This is a genomic window from Litoribaculum gwangyangense (assembly GCF_039543505.1).
GTDB lineage: Bacteria > Bacteroidota > Bacteroidia > Flavobacteriales > Flavobacteriaceae > Litoribaculum > Litoribaculum gwangyangense.
This window is the reverse complement of the sequence record NZ_BAABJW010000001.1, coordinates 591,927-613,779: the sequence shown is the minus strand read 5'-3', so window position 1 is coordinate 613,779 and position 21,853 is coordinate 591,927. Positions and strand designations below refer to the sequence as shown.

19 protein-coding genes and 1 tRNA gene are annotated in these 21,853 nt (G+C 33.5%); 8 read left to right on the top strand and 12 right to left on the bottom strand.

Going from position 1 to position 21,853, the window contains the following annotated elements; translation table 11 throughout:
* Nucleotides 1-30: 30 nt before the first annotated feature.
* The 3 genes from ABD963_RS02655 to ABD963_RS02645 all read right to left on the bottom strand — a co-directional run bounded on the left by ABD963_RS02655 (nucleotide 31) and on the right by ABD963_RS02645 (nucleotide 3,808).
* A complete protein-coding gene (locus tag ABD963_RS02655) occupies nucleotides 31-1,185 on the bottom strand; it encodes a GNAT family N-acetyltransferase (RefSeq protein ID WP_345275386.1) in 1,155 nt (384 codons plus the stop codon).
* A gap of 67 nt (nucleotides 1,186-1,252) precedes the next feature.
* The gene (locus ABD963_RS02650; protein WP_345275385.1) at nucleotides 1,253-1,735 is read right to left on the bottom strand and encodes a DUF1761 domain-containing protein; all 483 of its coding nucleotides are present in this window, start codon (nucleotides 1,733-1,735) and stop codon (nucleotides 1,253-1,255) included.
* 78 nt (nucleotides 1,736-1,813) lie between these two features.
* Nucleotides 1,814-3,808, bottom strand: a complete 1,995-nt coding sequence (locus tag ABD963_RS02645) for a glutamine--tRNA ligase/YqeY domain fusion protein (RefSeq protein WP_345275384.1) — start codon at nucleotides 3,806-3,808, stop codon at nucleotides 1,814-1,816.
* Nucleotides 3,809-3,910: 102 nt separating this feature from the next.
* On the opposite strand from ABD963_RS02645, the gene folB reads away from it, so the two are divergent.
* Both folB and ABD963_RS02635 read left to right on the top strand, forming a co-directional pair.
* Nucleotides 3,911-4,273 carry a dihydroneopterin aldolase gene (gene folB, locus ABD963_RS02640; RefSeq protein ID WP_345275383.1) on the top strand — a complete coding sequence of 121 codons (363 nt, stop codon included), beginning with the start codon at nucleotides 3,911-3,913 and terminating at the stop codon, nucleotides 4,271-4,273.
* Between the two features lie 51 nt (nucleotides 4,274-4,324).
* Nucleotides 4,325-4,395, top strand: a tRNA-Cys gene (locus tag ABD963_RS02635).
* A gap of 19 nt (nucleotides 4,396-4,414) precedes the next feature.
* Here the strand turns inward: ABD963_RS02635 and ABD963_RS02630 are convergent.
* The 3 genes from ABD963_RS02630 to ABD963_RS02620 all read right to left on the bottom strand — a co-directional run bounded on the left by ABD963_RS02630 (nucleotide 4,415) and on the right by ABD963_RS02620 (nucleotide 6,265).
* Nucleotides 4,415-5,110: a LysE family translocator gene (locus ABD963_RS02630; protein WP_345275382.1), complete on the bottom strand. Its 696-nt coding sequence runs from the start codon at nucleotides 5,108-5,110 to the stop codon at nucleotides 4,415-4,417.
* A gap of 110 nt (nucleotides 5,111-5,220) precedes the next feature.
* Entirely contained in the window at nucleotides 5,221-5,895 is a 675-nt protein-coding gene (locus tag ABD963_RS02625) for a head GIN domain-containing protein (protein ID WP_345275381.1), read from the bottom strand.
* A gap of 76 nt (nucleotides 5,896-5,971) precedes the next feature.
* Nucleotides 5,972-6,265 carry a YbjQ family protein gene (locus tag ABD963_RS02620; RefSeq protein ID WP_345275380.1) on the bottom strand — a complete coding sequence of 98 codons (294 nt, stop codon included), beginning with the start codon at nucleotides 6,263-6,265 and terminating at the stop codon, nucleotides 5,972-5,974.
* 199 nt (nucleotides 6,266-6,464) lie between these two features.
* Between ABD963_RS02620 and ABD963_RS02615 the strand changes: the two genes are divergently transcribed.
* Complete coding sequence (locus ABD963_RS02615) at nucleotides 6,465-7,562, top strand: acyltransferase family protein (protein ID WP_345275379.1); 1,098 nt, start codon at nucleotides 6,465-6,467, stop codon at nucleotides 7,560-7,562.
* Nucleotides 7,563-7,676: 114 nt separating this feature from the next.
* Here ABD963_RS02615 and rnr read toward each other — a convergent pair whose 3' ends face one another.
* On the bottom strand, nucleotides 7,677-9,872 hold the full coding sequence (rnr, locus tag ABD963_RS02610; RefSeq protein ID WP_345275378.1) for a ribonuclease R: 2,196 nt from the start codon (nucleotides 9,870-9,872) through the stop codon (nucleotides 7,677-7,679).
* Between the two features lie 615 nt (nucleotides 9,873-10,487).
* Between rnr and rpiB the strand changes: the two genes are divergently transcribed.
* Genes rpiB through ABD963_RS02595 form a run of 3 tightly spaced genes read left to right on the top strand, consistent with a single transcriptional unit; the run spans nucleotide 10,488 to nucleotide 12,342 of the window.
* Nucleotides 10,488-10,922 (top strand): ribose 5-phosphate isomerase B, encoded by a 435-nt coding sequence (gene rpiB / locus ABD963_RS02605; protein ID WP_345275377.1) that lies wholly within the window; start codon nucleotides 10,488-10,490, stop codon nucleotides 10,920-10,922.
* Nucleotides 10,923-11,840 carry a cation diffusion facilitator family transporter gene (locus tag ABD963_RS02600; protein ID WP_345275376.1) on the top strand — a complete coding sequence of 306 codons (918 nt, stop codon included), beginning with the start codon at nucleotides 10,923-10,925 and terminating at the stop codon, nucleotides 11,838-11,840.
* 58 nt (nucleotides 11,841-11,898) lie between these two features.
* The gene (locus ABD963_RS02595) at nucleotides 11,899-12,342 is read left to right on the top strand and encodes a GNAT family N-acetyltransferase (RefSeq protein ID WP_345275375.1); all 444 of its coding nucleotides are present in this window, start codon (nucleotides 11,899-11,901) and stop codon (nucleotides 12,340-12,342) included.
* Here the strand turns inward: ABD963_RS02595 and ABD963_RS02590 are convergent, their stop codons facing one another.
* From ABD963_RS02590 to rnpA, 4 genes are all read right to left on the bottom strand, one after another.
* A complete protein-coding gene (locus ABD963_RS02590) occupies nucleotides 12,343-13,752 on the bottom strand; it encodes a T9SS type B sorting domain-containing protein (protein ID WP_345275374.1) in 1,410 nt (469 codons plus the stop codon).
* 6 nt (nucleotides 13,753-13,758) lie between these two features.
* Entirely contained in the window at nucleotides 13,759-14,613 is an 855-nt protein-coding gene (locus tag ABD963_RS02585; protein ID WP_345275373.1) for an OmpA family protein, read from the bottom strand.
* 98 nt (nucleotides 14,614-14,711) lie between these two features.
* Nucleotides 14,712-16,346 (bottom strand): S41 family peptidase, encoded by a 1,635-nt coding sequence (locus ABD963_RS02580; RefSeq protein ID WP_345275372.1) that lies wholly within the window; start codon nucleotides 16,344-16,346, stop codon nucleotides 14,712-14,714.
* Between the two features lie 8 nt (nucleotides 16,347-16,354).
* Nucleotides 16,355-16,732, bottom strand: coding sequence for a ribonuclease P protein component (gene rnpA / locus ABD963_RS02575; protein ID WP_345275371.1), 378 nt, complete (start codon nucleotides 16,730-16,732; stop codon nucleotides 16,355-16,357).
* Between the two features lie 190 nt (nucleotides 16,733-16,922).
* Between rnpA and ABD963_RS02570 the strand changes: the two genes are divergently transcribed.
* Both ABD963_RS02570 and ABD963_RS02565 read left to right on the top strand, forming a co-directional pair.
* A complete protein-coding gene (locus tag ABD963_RS02570; RefSeq protein WP_345275370.1) occupies nucleotides 16,923-18,779 on the top strand; it encodes a CBS domain-containing protein in 1,857 nt (618 codons plus the stop codon).
* The gene (locus ABD963_RS02565; RefSeq protein ID WP_345275369.1) at nucleotides 18,776-19,966 is read left to right on the top strand and encodes a succinylglutamate desuccinylase/aspartoacylase family protein; all 1,191 of its coding nucleotides are present in this window, start codon (nucleotides 18,776-18,778) and stop codon (nucleotides 19,964-19,966) included. Before ABD963_RS02570 ends, ABD963_RS02565 begins: the two co-directional genes overlap by 4 nt.
* A 133-nt stretch (nucleotides 19,967-20,099) precedes the next feature.
* Here the strand turns inward: ABD963_RS02565 and ABD963_RS02560 are convergent, their stop codons facing one another.
* Nucleotides 20,100-21,851 carry a hypothetical protein gene (locus tag ABD963_RS02560; RefSeq protein ID WP_345275368.1) on the bottom strand — a complete coding sequence of 584 codons (1,752 nt, stop codon included), beginning with the start codon at nucleotides 21,849-21,851 and terminating at the stop codon, nucleotides 20,100-20,102.
* Nucleotides 21,852-21,853: the final 2 nt, after the last annotated feature.

Here is a 21,853-nt window from a genome sequence, read left to right as displayed (position 1 = left end):
CCATATCTGTAAAAATAGATAAATAAGGTGTTACTTAAAAGGATGACGAACTTCCCAGGCTTGAGAAGGGTTCATTAATTTAAAAACCAGTTTTAAAATGGCATTTAAAAACAGGTTGGTATGTTTCATATAAACCACCATGGGTTTTGCTTTTGCTCCAACCGAACTTTTTATTTCCATAGCAGTTCTGGCATAAACCACAGTTTTAAACTTATTCTCTATACCAAACCTTAGCATATCATAAAGCATGTTCAAGTATAATTGATTTGGGTATTGGTGGGCTTCATCATACCCTAAAAAATAGGTTTCCAAGGTGCTATTATTTAGAATTAAAGTGTAAAAACCAACGAGTTTATCTTTTAAATAATAACCATAAACTTTAAAGTTGTCCTTTAAATGTAATTTCAAACTGTAAAAATGATTTTGGGGCAATATAAACGTGTTGAATTTTGCATTCTTGGACACATTCAAATACAAAGAATAAAGCTCTTCAGAGTGGTTTTTTATGTCTTCTAAACCTAATTCAACAGGTTTAATGGAATTCAATTTTTTTCTGGCGCGCTTGTATCTATCTCTATATTTCTTGTTTAAATCTGAAATATAATCTTCCATACTTAACCAATTTGCTTTTACAGGAAGTATCATATTAGGTTGAACATATACTTTGTGAAGTTTCTCCGAATCAAAAATGGTTTTGTTTTTATGAATAGAATCATTTTCAAAATAATCCTTAAACATAATTGCTCTTATGGTTTTGTTTTGACTCCTTTTAATGTCGGATTTAATATCACTTAAAGCCGAAAAAATAGCCTCAAAAAATTCGGTTTGAGAAATCGATTCTAGATTAACAAATAGCCCATGCTGACCAGTGTGGGTTAAATTACCAACCACTAAAATATTGCCTTTTAACACTTTGGATACCTGATTTCGAATAAAGGTTTTTAGGCATGATACTTGGGTTTGCCTGAATATATCCTTTACATACAATTGCACCCGCTGCACTATAACTACACCAACTAAATCATCACCTTTGAACACAACCACATAAAACCATTGAATATTATTTGGAGAGGCTGCGTATAATGCCTGTAGATAATTGGTTTGCAAAAAAACATCGTGTTCTGCAACCGTATTCCAGCTGTCGGGAAGATTATCAAAAGACTTATAAACTTTAAAGTGTATCAAAGTAAAAATAAAAAAGACTGAAAAATACAATTCTCAGTCTTTAAATATGTTAAAAGGTTACAAAATATTATTGCCATCCACAAACAATGGCTCCCATAATACACATCGTTACAATCCAATAACCACTGTTAATTAATATGTATTTAGCGCCTTTTCTCTCGAACAATGCATTGGTGCCAATAATTGGAAGGGCAATAAAAATACCGGACATAACACCATGCAAAGCACCATGTTTAAAAGTTCTAAAAGAGTTTCCGTAGTCTGCCATAAAGGCTTCAAAAGAAGGTAAGGCAATTTCGGGATCTCCACCTATCATTCCTAAAGCTCCAAATTGATGAATGGTAAGCGTCTGCATAACCATAGCTAATAAAAGAGCAAAAATTAGAGCCATAATAAAAATTTTTACCATGTTACCTCCTTTGATTTGCTCTTCGGTTATTCCGGCAGCTTGCATCCAAGCATTCCCAAATACTTTTGGATTATACCAAATAAATCCCACAACTAGTGCAGATACTGCAGCAACTAATACTGCTAAAAGATTCATTTCCATAATAATGTTAGTTTAGTTAGTAAATAAATATAAATAAATTTTTGTCTGATTTAATATTTTAAAAGCAATTATTTTTATTTAAATAGACTGAGCCTCAGAAACTAACAGTTCGTTTTCGTCCTCTAGGGCTTTTTGAATAAATTCATTTACAACATCTGTTTTTGGTAAACCTTCCATTAGTTTTTGCTTTAATACCAACATAACCGCCATACGAGTACCAACTTTTTTAGCCGCGGTATTAAACAACGGTTCTAACTCTTCATAACGAACCTCTTTGGCAAGCTTTTGAATCTCTGCTTTAACTTTCAACTGTTTTTCTGCTGGCAAATTGGTGTACTTTTTGCCCAATTGCTGAATAACATCAATAGCCTTTCTTTGAGGTTGCTGCTGGTTATTACTTGGTTTAGGCTGTTCATGTGGTTGTGGTTTTTGCTTTGCCCATGAATCTCTTAAGCCAACCGTTTTATTGAATACCAATTTATCAGCCTTGGAATCTTTATCAACATTGAAATACCCCAAACGCTGAAACTGAAACCTATCTCCAATTTTAGCGTCAATTAAACTCGGCTCCACATAAGCTTCAATAATCTTTAAAGAATTAGGGTTAATAAATTCCATAAAATCTTTGTCTTCATAACTGTCTGGGGCTTCATCCATAAATAATCTGTCGTATTCCCTAACTTCAGCATTCATAGCGTGTTTTATGGATACCCAATGAAGTGTGCCCTTTACTTTTTTTGAAGTATCCTCATCATAGGTACAATGAACCTCTATAATATGACCTTTAGCATCTTTTACAACACTATTTGCTTTAATAATGTATGCGTTTTTAAGTCTTACTTCGCCATCTAATTTCAATCTAAAAAACTTGCTTCCAGCTACTTCCTTGAAATCTTCTTTTTCAATATAAATCTCCCTAGAAAAAGGAACTTTTCTATAGCCAGCGCTTTCATCTTCTTGGTTGTTTTCAGCGTCAAGCCATTCCTCTTTATCGACAGGATAATTGGTAATAACCACTTTTAAAGGGTCTAAAACAGCCATAACTCGGGGTGCTGTTTTGTTTAAATCTTCTCTAATACAAAATTCCAACAACGATACATCTATCACATTGTCGCGTTTGGCAACTCCCACAGTTTCCACAAATTTTCTAAGTGCATTTGGCGTGTACCCTCTTCGTCGTAATCCAGAAATGGTTGGCATTCGTGGATCGTCCCAACCTGCAACTACTTTATCATTGACCAACTGCAGCAATTTACGCTTACTCATAATGGTGTAGCTTAGGTTTAAACGGGCAAATTCACGTTGTTTAGGTCTTATTAATTTAGGGTCGACCACTTGATCTAAAAACCAATCGTAAAGCTCTCTATGAGGTTTAAATTCTAAGGAGCATAAACTGTGGCTTATTTGCTCGATATAATCACTCTCCCCATGCGTCCAATCATACATCGGATAAATACACCAATTGTTACCTGTTCTGTGATGGTGCTTTTTTAAAATTCGGTACATAATGGGGTCGCGCATTAACATGTTCGGGTGCTGCATGTCTATCTTAGCTCTTAAAATATGCTCACCTTCCTCAAACGCTCCACCTTTCATGCGTTCAAAAAGATCCAAATTTTCTTCAACGCTTCTGTTTCTGTAAGGGCCATCTACACCAGGTTGCGTGGGGGTTCCTTTTTGTTCTGCCATGGCTTCACTCGTTTGGGAATCCACATAAGCCTTTCCGTCTTTTATCATTTCAACAGCCCAATCGTAAAGTTGTTGAAAATAGTCAGATGAAAATAATTCCTTATCCCATTTATAACCCAACCAAGAAACATCTTCCTTTATGGCATCTACATACTCTTGCTCTTCTTTTGCTGGATTGGTATCATCAAACCGAAGGTTTACTGGAGCGTTGTAATATTCTCCCAAACCAAAACTTATCCCAATGGCTTTTACGTGACCAATATGTAAATACCCATTTGGCTCGGGTGGAAAACGAAAGCGCAAATCAGCTTTAGACATTCCGTTTGCTAAATCTTCTTCTATGATTTGCTCAATAAAATTGAGTGATTTTCTTTCCTCTAACATGTTTGTTATTTATTTCAACTGAATACGCTTCAAAATTACGTAAATTCAAGTTATTTTAGCTCAATAAGTAAGATCTAGTATAGCAAATTTATTTAAAAACGAATGGGAATTATTAAAGTTGAAAATATTCGCGTATTCGCTTATCATGGTTGTTTAATGGAAGAAGCCAAAATAGGTAGTGATTATCGTGTTGATTTAGAGGTTGAAGCCGATTTACAAAACTCTGCGAAAACAGATAACCTGAGCGATACGGTTGATTATGTTTTTTTAAATAGGGTAATAAAAGAAGAAATGGCTGTAGCTTCTCAATTACTTGAAACAGTAGCAAAACGGATATTAAACAGAATTTTTAAAGAAGATCATATGGTAACAAAAGCCACTGTGTGCGTAAGTAAGTTAAACCCGCCTATTGGTGGCGATGTGGCTAGAGTGACTATAAAAATGTCTGATACGCGTAAAAAATAGTTTTAAGTATTATAAAGTATTTATTTTTTTTACATTTGCACAACTAAACAAGGCGTCATGGCCGAGTGGCTAGGCAGAGGTCTGCAAAACCTTCTACAGCGGTTCGAATCCGCTTGACGCCTCAAAATAAAAAGCTTTCAGTTATTCTGGAAGCTTTTCTTTTATGGGATTAATTTGTTCCAACTTTTCTTTAATCAATTCCTTTTCCTTTGGAAAAAATGCTTGAACCAAAAGCAAAATACCAAACCCTAAAATAACTAAGGCAATAATTTTTTTTGTTTTAAAAATGGTTCGCGGTGTTAATTTACTTTTAAGCTTTTTAGCAACAGCTATTTTAATTAAGTCGACCAAAAAGTATACCATTAAAATCGTACTCAAAAACACTAAAACACCGTTTTTGGATTCTGTTAAAGAATTTGCCAAAACTATAAAAGCAACCCATCCCAATAACACCCCTATGTTAATAAAATTCAATAAAAAACCCTTTAAAAACAGTTTACCATACCCTTTTTTTATTTCAATTTTATGGTATTCCCTAACAATGTCTCTAAATGATTTTGATGTTTTGATGAACGAAATAACGCCATAGGTTACCAAAAGAACACCACCAAAAACCAAAAAATTAGGGTCGTCTTTAATTTTTTCCAATAGTTTATTGGTACTAAAAAATGCCACTAAAATAAAAATGATATCAGCCAGCATCACACCACTATCAAAAATCAAAGCGCTCTTAAAGCCTTTGGTAGCACTGGTTTCTAAGAGAACAAAAAATACAGGTCCTATGGTAAAAGCTAAAATTATACCAAAAGGGATTGCTCTTATAATATCATCAATCATGAAAATATCCTGTTTTATAACAAAGTAAAGAAATATTTTATTTTTAAACTTGATAATATAGAAAAACCCTCTGCTTTCAGAGGGTTTACATTATTTTATGATGAGTTTATTTAATCCATCCGTTTCACACGGCCTCCAAGAACCCTGCTTTCATTCACTTCTTCTGGATTGCCATAAATAAACACGTCGCCTCCAGCCCTTATTTTTATATCTACCAATTTTGAGGCTTTAACATACGCTTCTCCAGCGGCATTGATGGATACTTCTGTTTTTTCAGTGTCTAGATTTTCTCCTTCGTAAATGCCTCCTGTAGATAAGTTTACGTCTTGATTTTTTGATTTTCCTGAGGTTTTTATAACGCCTCCAGTTACCGATTTTATGTTTATATAGTTCACATCCACAGGGACTTCTATTCGTCCGCCCTCTTGGGCTTTTAAATCGATTTCAAACTGTTTTATTTTGTCTTCTGAAGTTACTTTGGCCCCTTCATTGACATCGATAATATCAACGCTGGTGTAGTGTAATGTAACCTTCGTTTTGTTCCCATCAAAAATTTCTTCCAAACTCATTTTTATTTTGAGTTTACCATTTTTGTTGTTTACAAGCACATTTTCTTTGTTTTCGCCAGTAATGATTACCTTATTTTCGTAAGACTTGATCATCTTAACTTCAATTAAATCATACACTTTTATTTCGGTGAATTCTCCAATACTCTTTTCAATGGGATTTTGTGCAAATAGTGTTGCTGTAATAAATAATACAAACGCTTTAATTAAGGTTTTCATGGATTTGTTTTTTGATTCAACGTAAAATTATCAATAATTATTCCATTGCTTATAAAAATAATGAAACATTATCTTTTTAAGCCACTTTTACAGCGGTACCTGTTATCGAAACAAAGAAATAAAGACCTGATTCGGTTTCAAAATCTATTGAAATACCAACCACCGCATTGGCTTTAAGCTTTATAGCATTATCTCTTAAATCTTGAAAAGCTTCTTCTTTAGCTTTATTAATCAGATCTGATGAAATACTTAAATTTTTCTCTGTTTTAAAAGAATATTTCGTTTTTAAATTGACTGAAACACCTGTAACAATGCCCAAATAATCTTGAATAACGTGTCCTTCTATGTTGTTTGTAGTCGTTAAAATCATTGGTGTAAATTTTCAATGTTAGTATATAAAAACCAACTAAAGTTACAAGTTTTATACATTAAAACACAAAGGATTGGTGGCTTTGTAAAAAATTTCATCTATCTTCAATTATCAATAGGTATTGACAATTAAAAAATGAATATTATTAAATGAAACAAAATTAAATTTATTCGCTTAGTATGAATTAACTTCTTCAAATATGAACAAAGAAAACCAACCTCAATTCCTTGGATACTTGCATAGTTTCAGAGGTTTTGCCATCATAAATATTGTTTTCATTCATGCCTTCGCATACGCTCTTTATGACTTTAACTACCAAAGTATGGACCTAAAAAGCCCTTACAGTATTGCCAATGAATTGCTTTTTCACAACAGTACTATTTATTTTGCCGTTATCTCTGGTTTACTTTTTTCGGTTATCTTAAAAAGTAGAGGGTATAAAAGATTTTATAGCAGTAAGTTTAAAAACGTATTATTACCCTATTTGTTTTTAACATTGGTTTTTTCCATATTCAACCCTGTTTTCGAACCCCCAATCTACATTCCATTTCAACTGCAGACAGATTTTAACTCCTATTTACATGCCGCTTTTAATAATTTTATATTTGGTACGGCACAGTTTCCATACTGGTATATACCTATTTTAATATTTCTATACCTCGTAACACCTCTTTTAGATTATTTAATGAGTTTTGAAAAATGGGGAACATTATTCATGTTGGTCATTATTGCATTACCCTTGGCTATATCTAGAGTTGAGTTGATGGATATGGAAGAAAATCAGTTGAGTTTATCCACCATGATATACTTCTCAGGTGCCTATGCCGCAGGTATATATTTTGGTAACCATCCGGAGAAAAAGTTTTCATGGGTAAAAAAAAACATGTTGTTGTTTGTGTTGATTGCTCTGCTCTCATCAGTGGCCTTAGTTTATTTTCAAACAATAGAAATTAATAAGTTTGGGGACTGGTCGTTAATGAGTGCTTTGTACTATATTCAGAAAATGTGTTTATCAGGAATATTTATTGTATTATTTAAAAATTTAGGTGAAAGGCAGCCTCGTTGGTTAAATCCTGTAGCGAGCTATGCTTTTGTTATTTATTTTCTACACGCCTTTTTTTTAGACCTTATTGCGGAGCCTATAATGCCTTTATCAACCATGCATCAAATAGCCCCTCTTAATTTGTTTCTAGCTTCTATTACTTATTTAGTATTGTCAATTGGCCTAAGTATGGTAATTGGTTTGATATTTAAGAAGTTGTTTGGTAAATACTCAAAGAGGCTTGTGGGTGTATAAAGTAATTGATTGTAAACTTTTATTCCATAATTAGTCAATTCAAAAATATTTCATATGTATCAATACAATACATGGTTTCAATAAAAAAACAACTAGCTAACTACCAAAAAATTATTATTCCGGCTTCCCTATCAAATTAAAGTCCAGGTGTTTTTTAACTAAATCGGTATTTTTAACTTTTACAACCACTTCATCACCTAATTGATACATGGTTTTGGTGTTTCTACCTATCATGGCATAATGGTCTTGATCGAAGGCATAATGGTCATCTTTCATATCACGAACGCTAACCATACCTTCACACTTATTGGAAATGATTTCCACATAAATACCCCAATCGGTAACACCTGAAATTACACCTACAAATTCTTCATCTTTATGGTCTTCCATAAAACGTATTTGCATATACTTAATGGAATCGCGCTCCGCTTTGGTAGCCAGATTTTCCATATCGCTGGAGTGCTGGCACTTTTCTTCAAACACTTCTTCGTTGGCCGATTTTCCTCCATCGATGTAGTATTGTAATAACCGATGTGCCATAACATCAGGATACCGACGAATGGGTGAGGTAAAATGACTGTAATAATCAAACGCCAATCCGTAATGACCTATGTTATGGGTAGAATACTCTGCTTTACTCATACTTCGTATCGCCAAGGTGTCAACCAGATTTTGTTCCTTTTTACCATTTACTTCTTTAAGTAAATTATTTAAGGATGCTGTGGTGGTTTTTCGGTCTTTAAAATTTAGTTTATAACCAAACCTACCCAAAATATTTTGTAAAGCGGCCAGTTTACTATCGTCTGGTTCGTCATGGATACGGTACACAAAGGTCTTTTTAGGAGATTGCTTTCCAATAAATTCAGCAACTTTTTTATTGGCCAATAGCATAAATTCTTCAATAAGTTTATTGGCATCTTTACTGGTTTTAAAAAATACACCGGTTGGGTTTGCTTGATCATCTAAATCGAATTTTACTTCAACTTTATCAAAAGAAATGGCCCCATTTTTCATGCGTTGGCGACGCATAATTTTAGCGAGTGTATCCATTTTTAAAATAGCGTTTGCTATAGCTTCATCGGTTTTATAAGCTTTTCCTGTAAGAGATACTTCTTGCGGAATATGGTTTGTTTTACTTTCTATAACCGCTTGGGCCTCTTCGTAAGCAAAACGCGCATCGCTATAAGTTACGGTGCGCCCAAACCATTGGTTTTTAACTTCAGCTTTATCATTTATTTGAAACACCGCCGAAAATGTATATTTCTCCTCGTGAGGTCTTAATGAACAAGCGTTGTTTGATAGTATTTCTGGTAACATAGGCACCACTCTATCTACCAAATAGATTGAAGTGGCACGCTCGTAAGCTTCATCATCCAATACCGTACCTTCTTTTACATAATGGGACACATCGGCAATATGGATACCGATTTCATAAAGTCCGTTTCCAAGTTCTTTAAAAGATAGAGCATCATCAAAATCTTTGGCATCTTTTGGATCGATGGTAAAGGTTAAGGTTTGTCGCATATCGCGACGTTTTGCAATTTCTTCCGGGGTAATAGAGGTATCAATTTTATTGGCAAAATCTTCAACTTCAAAGGGAAATTCGTAAGGTAAGCCGTATTCTGCTAAAATAGAATGTATTTCTGTATTGTGCTCTCCTGGTTTACCTAAAACCTGCAGCACTTTTCCATAGGGAGAATCTGCTTTTTCTGGCCAATCTTCAAGTTTTACCAGTACTTTATCACCATCTTCAGCTTTGAGTGTTTTATTGATGGGTACAAAAATATCTTTGTACATTTTGGTGTTATCAGGAACTACAAAAGCAAAATTATTGTTTTTCTGCATTTGTATCACGCCTACATATTCACTTTTGGCACGCTTTAAAATCTGGGTTATTTCACCTTCTAGTTTACCTCGCTTTCTGCGTTTATAAAGGTAAAATTCAACTTCATCACCATCCAAACCTTTATTAATATTATTAGAAGCCACATAGACATCATCATCAAAATCTTCGCATATAATGTAGCCAGATCCTCTTGCTGATAAGTCTAGAATGCCTTTATGATATTCCGTATTAATAACCGCCTTGAACTTGCCACGTTCTACTTCCTCAATTTCTTGCTTTCCTTGTAAATCACGCAGTTTTTTTATGATTTGGTTTCTGCTACTGGCATCATTAACACCAATTTTTGCAGCTATTTGTTTGTAGTTAAAACTTTGGTTTCTTTCTTTTTTTAAAATACTTAAGATAGTATTTGTTAAGTTGGAAATGCCTTTATTTTTGGTCTTTCCTTTTTTCTTTCTTGTCATGTAATTTTTGTAATCATATTCATTTCCTAAGATACAGGAAATTGTGTTATTAAATAGCTATAGTTTAGGAGAAGGTTTGCTATTTATTTTGCACAAAGTTACAATATTAATATTTAATAGTATTTAGTGAATGTTAAATTGAAGTTATCAACCATAAATAACATATTATTATTTTCTTTTAAAATTTTAAAAAAACAAATACTGATGATTATAGCTTGTTAATATGTGGTATAACTTTTTTAAGTTTTATTTTGATTACAATAATTTTACATTCTATTAATAGTTAATTAACAATAGAATTTATTTTAAATGGTTCATATTTAATGATTTTGATTTTTATATACACAGTTGTTAACAACCAAAATTAACTACTTTATTATCATAACTTTTTATAATTTTATGTTTACAGCTCTGCTTTTTATATCTCATAACATTGCTAAAAAAAGTGAATTAAATATTTTGTTTTTAATGAGTCATTTTTGATTAGAAAAATAAATGGATATTCCATATTTTTCTTTTAAAAAACGATAAACAGTTATTAACAAGTAATGAATATTTTAATACACAATGTTTATAATTGCTACCTTTGCCATTACACTTAAAATTCATAAATAAATGACCATTTCAATTGGAAACGATCACGCAGGAACCGATTATAAATTTGCTATTATTACGTACCTAGAATCAAAAGGATATACCGTTATAAACCACGGAACAGATTCTAAAGATAGCGTTGATTACGCCGATTTTGTGCATCCAGTAGCGCAAGATGTTGAAGATAGTAAATCTCAATACGGTATTTTAATTTGCGGTAGTGCCAATGGCGTTGCCATGACGGCCAACAAACATCAAAAAATACGAGCTGGTTTATGTTGGAATAAAGAAATAGTATATCTAGCACGCACCCATAATAATGCCAATATTTTATGTATTCCAGCAAGATTTACTGCTATTCAACAAGCTGTAGACATGGTTGAAGTGTTTTTAAATACGGATTTTGAAGGAGGAAGACATCAAAAACGCATAGATAAAATTCCATTATCTTGTTAAATGGGTCATAACCATTCTCATAATCACACGCACGCACATCCCGATTTAAAAGGTAGAAACTTGTTTATTTCTATTCTTCTAAATATTGTTATCACCGTTTCTCAAGTTATAGGAGGTGTGCTTTCGGGAAGTTTAGCGCTTTTAAGTGATGCCCTGCATAATTTTAGTGATGTTTTATCTTTAGTGGTGAGTTATGCAGCTAATAAATTAGCCAAAAAAAAGGCATCTACCCATAGAACTTTTGGGTATAAACGTGCCGAAATTTTAGCGGCTTTCATAAATGCCTCTACCTTAATTATTGTAGCCACCTTATTAATTATAGAAGCCATAAAAAGATTTAGAAACCCTGAAGCCATTGAAAGCGGGTTGGTTATTTGGTTATCGCTTTTAGGTATTGTTGCCAATGGTTTAAGTGTGCTTTTATTAAAAAAAGATTCGGAGGCGAACATGAACATGAAAAGCGCCTACCTCCATTTATTAACAGATATGATGGCTAGTGTAGCGGTTTTAGTAGGTGGTTTATTAATGAAATATTATGAAGTATATTGGGTAGATAGTGTATTAACCTTTGCGATTGCTATCTACTTAATTTGGATGGGTTTTGATTTATTGAAAGATTCTACAAAAGTATTAATGTTATTTACACCCGATTCCATTCCGATAAGACAAATTGTTGAGGAGATAAATGCCTTTGAAAGTATAAAAAATGTGCATCACGTGCACGTTTGGCAATTAAATGAAGAAGAAATTCATTTGGAAGCTCATATAGATTTTAAAGAAGATATTTCCTTATCTCAGTTTGACCTTATTTTACATGAAATTGAAGATTTAGTTTTTCATAAATACGACATTAATCATGTAAACATTCAACCTGAATTTGGTAAAAATGATGCTAAGGATATGATAGTACAGGATTAAAAGCCCTGTGAAAATTATTTAATAAGTTGTTTAGAGTATTGTTAAGCATTAGTTCAAAATGTTAAAAATCAAAATAAAGTCGTTTACTGAATTAACCAACCAAGAACTTTATGATTTGCTTCAATTACGAAGTGAGGTTTTTGTGGTTGAGCAAAATTGTGTTTATCAAGATATTGATGGAAAGGATCAAAAGGCACATCATATTTTAGGTTTTAAAAACAACAAACTAATGGCTTACACCCGTATTTTTAAACCAAATGATTATTTTGAAGAGGCCAGTATCGGTAGAGTACTAGTTGCAAAAAACGAGAGAGCTTTTAAATATGGTTACGATATTATGGCAGCATCCATAAAAGCTATTGAAGATTTATATAGTGAAACAACTATAAAAATATCAGCTCAATGTTATTTAAAGAAGTTTTATAATAACTTAGGATTTGAGGTTGTTGGAGAAGAATATTTAGAAGATGATATCCCTCACATCGCTATGATAAAACGGTAACTATCGTTTTAATGAAAAATGCCCTCTTAGGGTTTCACCAGTATTTAAAACCACAACATACCAATAATCATTGGTTGGTAAAAGTTCGCCTTTAAAAGTGCCATCCCAAATAAGAGAATTAGGCAATAAGTACTTAATAAGTTTGCCGTATTGATTGAAAATAGTAACACTATTTATTTTATTGGTATAGTCAATTACTTGCCACAAATCGTGGGTACCATCGTTGTTGGGTGTAAAATATTTAGGAATATAGTAATCTACATTATTGGTAATTAATATATTAAAGCTCGTTTCGGTATCACGACAAGCATCCCTATTGTATATATAAATGGTTTGTGACGTTGAAATAGTATCTCCAGGATTCAACATAGCTCCGTTTCCACCAGATTGAGTGAAATAGTTCCCGTTGTTAATATTGGGAAGCGTATAGGATACATTTGCAACAATATCCGTTAAACGATCTACTTCAACAAAATTTGCACACTGATCAATGGAAGATACATAATTCGGATAGTTTGCAGGGCTCCAATTAGTTGAAATATCCAATGGGTTGTCAACAACAACACATTTCAATAAAACATTTAATTCAAAATCTGTAACCATTAACATGTTGTTGCCGTTTCTTAAATTAAGGCTGCATAAAACATTGTTGCTGCAGTCTAACACCGTTAACAAATTATTGTTGGAAACATCTAGCTCAGATAGTAAATTATTCGAGCAAATTAAGGTACTTAAATTCAGATTTTTGCTAGGATCTAAAGCAGTAATTTTATTATCCTCGCATGAAATGTAAGATAATTTTAAATTGTTGGATAGGTTTAACGATGTTAAAGCGTTTCCACCACATTGCAATCTGTTTAAATCGGGGTTATTATCTAAATTGATATTTAAGATTTGATTGTTCTCAAAACTAAGAACTACTAGTTTTGGGTTTTGTGTAACATCTAAACTTGTGAGTAAATTGTTTCCACATACTAAAGAAATTAAATTTGGATTTTGATTCGTATTAACAGAGGCTAATAAGTTATTCTGGCACCATAAGATTTTTAAATTTAAGAGGGGAGTGGTATCAATACTAGCCATTTGATTGTTAAAAAAATACAATTCCGTTAGGTTTATATTTTTTGAAACATCCAGAGACGTTAGTTGATTTAGGGAACAATCAAGAACAGATAATGCTATAAAATCTTCAATTCCAGTAAGGTCAGAAATGTTTTTATCGGCAATATCTAAAGTTGTGATGGTATTAATATTGGCTGTGAGAACAAAATCATCTAAAGGACCGGAGTCATAGCCTAAATCAATTAAAGCTTGCTCAAAATTATCATCAGGAACAAAGGTTTGTGATGCACCACAAAACGGGATTAAGAAAGCGATAATACCTAAAAGAAATCTGGCTTTGAAGTCCATTGGCTGTTAATTGGCATCGTCAACATATGTTATTACGATTTCTACACGTCTATCAAATTTTGGGTCGCCACCAAGCGGAAATTTTCTGCGCATTCCTAAATGGCGCATACGTTTTTTATCAACCCCTTTTTTAGCAAAATAATCGTAAACATATTTAGCTCTAGCTTCAGAAAGATTTCTCAGTTTTGTTTTTCTATCTACAGCATCCCTTGTAAATTGTGTACAACATACATGGCCCTGAATGGTGAAGTATATATCTTTTCTCTCAACGAGAGCCTTGGCTATGTTATCTAAATTTTTTTTAGAGTCTGGAGTTACTGTGGCGTAGCCTGTTTTAAACAGAATATTTTTGAAAATAATTTTATCTCCTTTAGTGCTTTCTTTAATTAAATCAACAACATCTTTTTCCTTAACAACGGCTATGGTATCCTTTTGAATAGGTTTTGTTTCTGGCAATTTTGGGTTTACAATAATTTCTACCTTTCTGTTTAAACCTCTTATTTTTAGTATGTTTTTTTCTTCTACAATTTTTAATAAAATTTCACCCTTTCCATCGACATTGGTTATTAAGGACTCACTGATTTCATTATTAGAAAAAACGGTTTTTATGGCTTCAGCGCGTTGCTGAGAAAGCTTTAGGTTGTAGGTGTCTGCGCCTCTATCGTCACAAAACCCATAAATGGATATAGATTCTATGTCCATATCCATTAAGCTGGAAATAAAAAGCAATAAACGATTTTCTTCAGTTGAAGGAACATCATATTTATCGGTTTCAAAATAAACCTCATGTGTCAATTCTTTTTGGGAAAAAGAAAACGCACAATTTAGGGCAATTAATGTATATAAAAATAGCTTATTCATAGTAGGATGATAGAACTGGCATAAATATACTATTTTAAATCGAAAATCGTGCCAGACGCCTGATAACAAGGAACTTTCTTACGATAAACAGATAAAAATCATTTTAAATACCCATAATATTCTGAAGGATTTTCAAGTATTTCGGTGGCCTTTTTTATATGGTTGTCATGTATTTTATAATAATCGTACAACCCTTCTCTATAGGCATATTGCTTTACAATCTCTTCTGTTAATAATTCCAATAAATACGCCTTATTTTCATCAATAACGGTTGTTTTTGAAGTGTTTAAGTTAGTCATTAAGGTATTAAAATCAGCTTTAATATTATCATTTAACTCCTCGTCTTTAGCGGTTTCAAAAGCTTTTTTAAGAGCTTTTTCTGTGTTGGTTTCAAACGAAAAATTAGTCGCCTTTAAATAGTTTTTAAAATCTTTGAAATCGGCATCAGTCAACTTAAAACTTTTTATATCATTGATATTATGTTTATAGTGATAGTTGGTGGCATAATTAAAAATAAGGTCATTATTAATGATAGCCGTGGTAATGGGTGATTTTGTATAGGAACCCATAGGAACATCTGGAAAAACACCCCCGCCATCAAATACCTTTCTACCGTTTTTAGTTTTAAACTCGTTATAATTTTCTTGTTTTACCCGAACCGCTTCACCGTTTTCATCCCGGTGCCAATAATCTAAAGCTTGTATACACCTTCCTGAGGGCGTATAATATCGCGAGATGGTTATTTTAACTTGTGTGCCATAAGTAAGTGGTTTTGGGCGTTGTACCAAACCTTTTCCAAAACTTCTTGAACCTACAATCACGGCGCGATCTATATCCTGTAACGAACCGGAAACAATCTCACTTGCCGAGGCGCTATTACCATCAATTAAAACCACTAATGGAATCTCGCTATCAATAGGGTCGTTTTGGGTATAATAGGTTTTATTGTATTTTTCTACTTTAGATTTGGTGGTTACTACTAATTGTCCTTTCGGCACAAAAAGGTTAACAATTTTAATGGCTTCGTTTACCAAACCACCGGGGTTTCCACGCAAATCAAGAATTATTTTTTTGGCGCCTTGGGCTTTTAAATCACGAAGCGCATAGTTGGTCTCAAAATAAGCTTTATCACTAAAACTGCTCAAAACAATATAACCGGTTTTATCATCCACCATAGAAAAATGAGGCACGGCCTTTATTTCTACTTCAGCTCTTTTTATAGTAGCCGTTTGTGGTTTTCCTTGACGTTTAAAAGTCACTTCCACCGAACTATTAGGTGCTCCTTTTAACAAATTTCCAGCGTCTTCTTTATAAGTTTCAACCACAGTATTACCTACTTTTATAATTTCATCACCGGCTTTTAAACCCGCTTTATCGGCAGGGTAATCTTTATAAGGCTCTATCACCACTAGTTTATCTTTCAAGGTTTTTACTTTCGCTCCAATACCTGTGTAATCGCCTGTGTTATTAATTCGTGCCGCTTCAACATCTTGTTCGTTCATGAAATTGGTGTAGGGATCTAAATCCGCCAGCATACTTTTTATGGCGGTATCCATTAAATCACCTGGGTTGGTGTCATCTACATAATTCATATTGAGTTCCTTAAACACTGAGGTGAAGATTTCTATCTGTTTAGCGATTTCAAAAAAATCATTTTGAAAGGCCGTGGTTGATAAGAAAACGGAGGCCGCAAGAATAGGGATGATGATTTTCTTTTTTAGTAAGTTTTTCATACGATTAATTATTTTTCAGGAATTTTACTTGAAAATTTTTCAAATAGTAATGCCATTTGGGTTTCAATTTGGGTTAATGTGGGTATTTCTTTGCCAATGTACAAAATCATAAACGCGTGCGGTGTTGTTAAATTGTTAAAATATAGTGGTTTATGTAATCTGTATGCTTCTCGCAGTAAACGTTTTATACGATTTCTATGAACAGCCGTTTTAAAATGCTTTTTACTAACCGAAACACTTGTTTTAGTAAGCGCGCCATCGGCAAACACTGTAGGTAAATAAACTAAACGCAATGGAAATGCAGAAACCGATTGTCCTTCAGAAAACAATTGATCAATAAGCTTTTTGCTTTTAAGTTTTTCTTTTTTTGAATAGGTAAATTTCAAGTTAAGTTTTTAGGATGTTCTTTTAGCTTTTGCGACAGAGAATCTTTTAAATTGTCTTAATTAGGGTCTAAACGAAGGTAGCTGAAATTTTACTTAAAATCAAGTATCCAACCACACATGACAAAAATCATATTTAAAACCAATATACTGAAGTAATTTAATGGTTTCGAAACCTTATTAATTTGCTGATATGGGCGATTTAAATGTAACCAAACTAAAAACAAAAAAGGATAGGGCTAATTATATTCACCATTTATTGAATGATATCAAGGCGCTGGATATGATGATTGAAAAGGGATTGATGGAAGAGGGGCCACTTCGAATTGGTGCTGAACAAGAATTCTTTATTGTTAATAATCAATTTTTGCCAGAAGGCAAATCAGTGGAATTACTCAAGGCCATTAATAACGCGCATTTTACAACCGAAATAAGTAAATATAGCCTCGAAGTTAACTTAGATCCTTTAGAACTTGGTAAAGATTGTTTTTCTAAACTTCATAAGCAGTTAGACCATTTTATTGATAAAGCAAAAAGCGCAGCTTCAAAACATCATTTAAAAGTCATTCTAACTGGCATTTTACCTTCACTGTCGCTAAATAATGTGAATGAAGAAAGTATGACCAATGTTGTACGTTACTCGGTTTTAAATGACGCCATAAAAAGCATTAGAAAGCAAAGTTTTAATATCCATATAAAAGGAGCCGATGAAATAAATTTACATCACGATTCCGTTATGCTGGAAGGCTGTAACTCGAGCTTCCAAATGCATTTGCAGCTCAGTCCTAAATCTTTTGTTAGCGATTATAACTGGGCTCAAGCCATTGCAGGTCCCGTATTGAGTATTTGTGCTAATTCGCCCATGTTGTTTGGGAAAGAACTGTGGAGCGAAACCCGAATAGCGTTATTTACTCAGAGTGTAGATACCAGAGCAAATTCCTTTTTACTAAACGAAAAACAATCACGTGTAAGTTTTGGTAATAAATGGCAAACAGGGTCTGTAACCGATATTTTTAAAGACAACATTTCAAGGTTTCGAAGTTTTTTAACAACCAACTTTACCAGAGACAGTATAGACATGTTGGAAAACAATGAAATACCAAAACTGAAAGCACTCAGCTTACACAATGGTACAGTGTACCCTTGGAACCGGGTTTGTTATGGCGTTATTGACGGAAAACCTAATTTAAGAATTGAAAACCGCTACATACCATCGGGTCCCACCACGGTTGATGAAATGGCGAATATGGTATTTTGGATAGGGGTTATGTTAGGCAAACCAGAAAAATATAATAACATTCATGAAACTTGGGATTTTAAAGATGTAAAAACAAACTTTTTTAACGCTGCTCGCTATGGCATGGCTACCCAATTTTATTGGAATGGGGCTTATGTTTCCAGTCATGATCTCATTTTAAACGAGTTGCTTCCCTTGGCATACAAAGGCTTATACCATGCGGGCATTCAACCTAAAGATGCTGAATATTATTTAAAAATTATTGAAAATAGGGTGCATGCCAAAAATGGCTCAGAGTGGATGGTTAGGAATTTTAGAGCACTTTTAAAAAAACACAACCGTTTTGAGGCCATGCAAATTTTAACCTCAAAAATTCATGAAAAACAAGAAAAGAGGTATCCCGTTTCAACATGGGAAATGTTGCATCATTTGGAAGAAACCCCTTTTAAAGAAAGCCGTGTAGTGAAACATATCATGAGTACCGATATTTTTTCAGTTTCGAAAAAGGACAGTATAGAACTGGTACTAAACATTATGAAATGGAAAAACATACATCATATGCCAGTTATTAATAATGAGGGGGAGCTAGAGGGATTATTGACCTGGACGGATGTAAAAGACTACCAAATTTTTACCAAAAAGCAAATTGTTAGCGTTGGCAAAGTTATGAAAACAGATATTATAACCGTTGATGAATATACACCTGTTATTAAAGCTAAATATTTAATGATATCAAAAGCTATTGGAAGTTTACCGGTGGTAAATAATAACAAACTAACGGGTTTAATAACGTTAAACGATTTTGATAAATGATAGAGGTTTATAATGATGCCTTAAAAAATAAAATTGGTGTAGAGCGATTCCTTGGAAAAATAGAAGGCACAGAGCCCGGTCCAACAGTCGTGTTTTTTGGCGGAATACATGGGAACGAAAATGCAGGCATTTTGGCTATTAAAGAGGTTATGGACCACCTTAATCAACAACATGTTAAAGGCGTTATTTATGGCATCTCAGGAAATTTAAAAGCTCTGGAAGCACAACAACGCTTTTTAGATCAAGATTTAAATAGATTATGGACAAAACCACAAATACAAACCATTCACAACAAACCCGTTTTAAATACTGAGGAATCCGAACTTATAGAACTTTCCACTGTTTTAAATTCGATTTTAAAAAATAATAAGCCCCCCTTTTACTTTATAGACTTACACACCACCTCTAGCAAAACCCTGCCTTTTATTACTATTAACGATGCTTTGATAAACCGAAAGTTTTCAAAACTATTTCCGGTGCCTATTGTGTTGGGTATTGAAGAATATTTAAACGGCCCATTGCTAAGCTATATCAATGAGTTGGGTTATGTGTCCTTAGGTTTTGAATCGGGACAACACAACGATTTAATGGCCATCACCAATAGTGTGGCTTTTGTATATTTAACGCTGGTGTTTTCAGGGGTTTTAAACAAAAAAAGTGCCCTCAATTTTTCAAAATATTACCAAGAACTTAAAATACAATCTTGCGATTTAACAGATGTTTTCGAAGTGGTTGATCTCTATAAAATTAACGACCACGATCACTTTAAAATGTTGGGAGGGTTTAAGAGTTTTCAAGGCATCCAAAAAGGAAACCCATTGGCATTCAATAACGGAAATGAAATAAAAGCCACTTATTCAGGGCGCTTGTTTATGCCTTTGTACCAACAAAAAGGTGCCGAAGGGTTTTTTATCATAAAACCCATTAAACCTTTTTTCCTGAGGCTATCAGTATTCTTAAGAAAAATAAAAACGGATAACTTTTTAGTGCTTTTACCAGGGGTTTCTTGGGCCAATAAATACGAAGGTGTTTTGCAAGTAAACCTAAAAGTAGCCAAGTTTTTCGCAAAATCTATTTTTCACTTATTGGGTTATAGAAGCAAACAGATGACGCAAACCCATTTAAAATTAACCAACCGAGAACGGGTTGCAAAAACAAGTATGTATAAAAAAGAACCTTGGTATTGAATTTTTTTGGTTTTTGTTTTTAACGGTTTGGTCGTGCTATTGGGTAGACACACTCTTTGTCAAGTTTTTTACTTGCGGATCGGCTTGAGTGATTTGGCAATATGTATGGATGCTTAGCGTTCGCTTTTTCATGTCACTCAAATACATCTCTAATTAGTTTTTTAATTGTCAGATTTTCAAGTTTTGAAGCAATAGGAGAAACGTTATCCTGATTGTCCCTCCAATGCATTCCCTCATTGTAAATAATTCCAAGTAAAAAATGAGATTCAGGAGATACAACGCCAAGTTCTTCCGCTTTTTCTAGTTTTTTACGAGTCATATGAGTACTTAAAAACGCTGTTCTTGCTTCAGGACTTTGGAGTTTATTGTAAGCTATCTCTTCAATTTTTACTCTAACTCCACCGCACACTGCAAAAGGGCAAAATGCACGTCCATTTAGATAGTTGTCAACTTCTCCAAATAGAAATTGATAGAAATTATCAGATTTACCCCAAAGTTCAGGAATTGTTAAACCTCTGAAATCAGCTCGTCTGTTTATGTGAGTTGGTTCGTAGTGAACTAGATGCTTTGAAATATCATCCCTTAGTGGTTCGGCAAATGCCTCATCATCTCTAATTCTAAGCATTCTCGATAAATGCTGATTCACTTGAATGTTCGATTTTTCGAGATAATAAACCTTCTGATTGCTGAAAGCAAAATTCTTAAAGTAGTTAGGGTTTAAATGAGTTAGGATAATAGGATATAACCGTTTGCATTGATCCTTAAATTCTTTAATGAACGTAGTAATATAATACTGTGCTGCTGTAAGATTTCCGTCATCCAGATAGTCAAAAACTTCGTCAATAATTAAAATATTGGCATCCTTCTTTAAATGGCGTTTTGCCCTGAAGAGCATTGAAATGAAAGTTAAAATATCTCGTTGACCATTTGAGATGTGGATAGCTTTAGGGAATTTTATAACCAATTGCCCTCTAGTTTCACTTGCTCTAATATTACGCCATGTACAATTGAAAGTTGAAAGGGTAGTTTCGAATCTTTCTTTGTCAAGTTTGTAATTGCTGAATGCACAGGCATCTTTAAACTGATTTGAGTTTTCGTTGTACGACCAAATAAGTTGAATTGCAGCCAAGTAACTTTTTGATTCTGAATTATAACCAATGTCAAAAGTGTGAATGAGATTACCTAGTGTATTCAGATAATCAATTGCTTTTAAATCATCTAAAACATTCGCTGACACCCAATCAACTAAAGCGTTGGCGGTACCACCTTCGTTGTTTATCAAATCAATAACCGCATTGATTCTGCCTTGAATTCTTATGCCATTTGCACGTTGTAAATCTTGATAATGCTCACTTATTTGCTCTACCAATAGGCGATTGGAAAATACGGCTGAAAGGTTTGGTAATACCCTACCATTTGTGCCAAACCTACCTTGTGCATTTCTGTATGTAAAGGGAAAAGAAGTATTTGTAGGAATCCTGTCAAGTAGAACGACATCTTCAATAATCAAGGTTGCACGTGAATTTGCAAATCCGCCAAATGTAGAAGCGTTGCCTTTTGGTTTTGTATTGTTATTAATGACAAAATAATCTAGCTCACCAGAAATGGTATTGCTAGTTGAAGTTGCTTCAAGATGGACAATTGAACTGTCAGGTTTTTGATATTCGATATAAATTCTAGGAGCGTTTGCTTCATCTTCAGCATGATAATCGTCCTCATTGAGAACAATTCGCCTATTATTCATAGAGTTGAACGCTGTTGCTAAGGAGCTTTTACCAAAACCATTCGGAGCAACCATAAGACTGGGCTTGTTTGGTGAAATATCCAATTCAAACCTCTTGTGCTGAATGCCTTTAATATGTTCTATCTCGATAACCTTTAGCATCC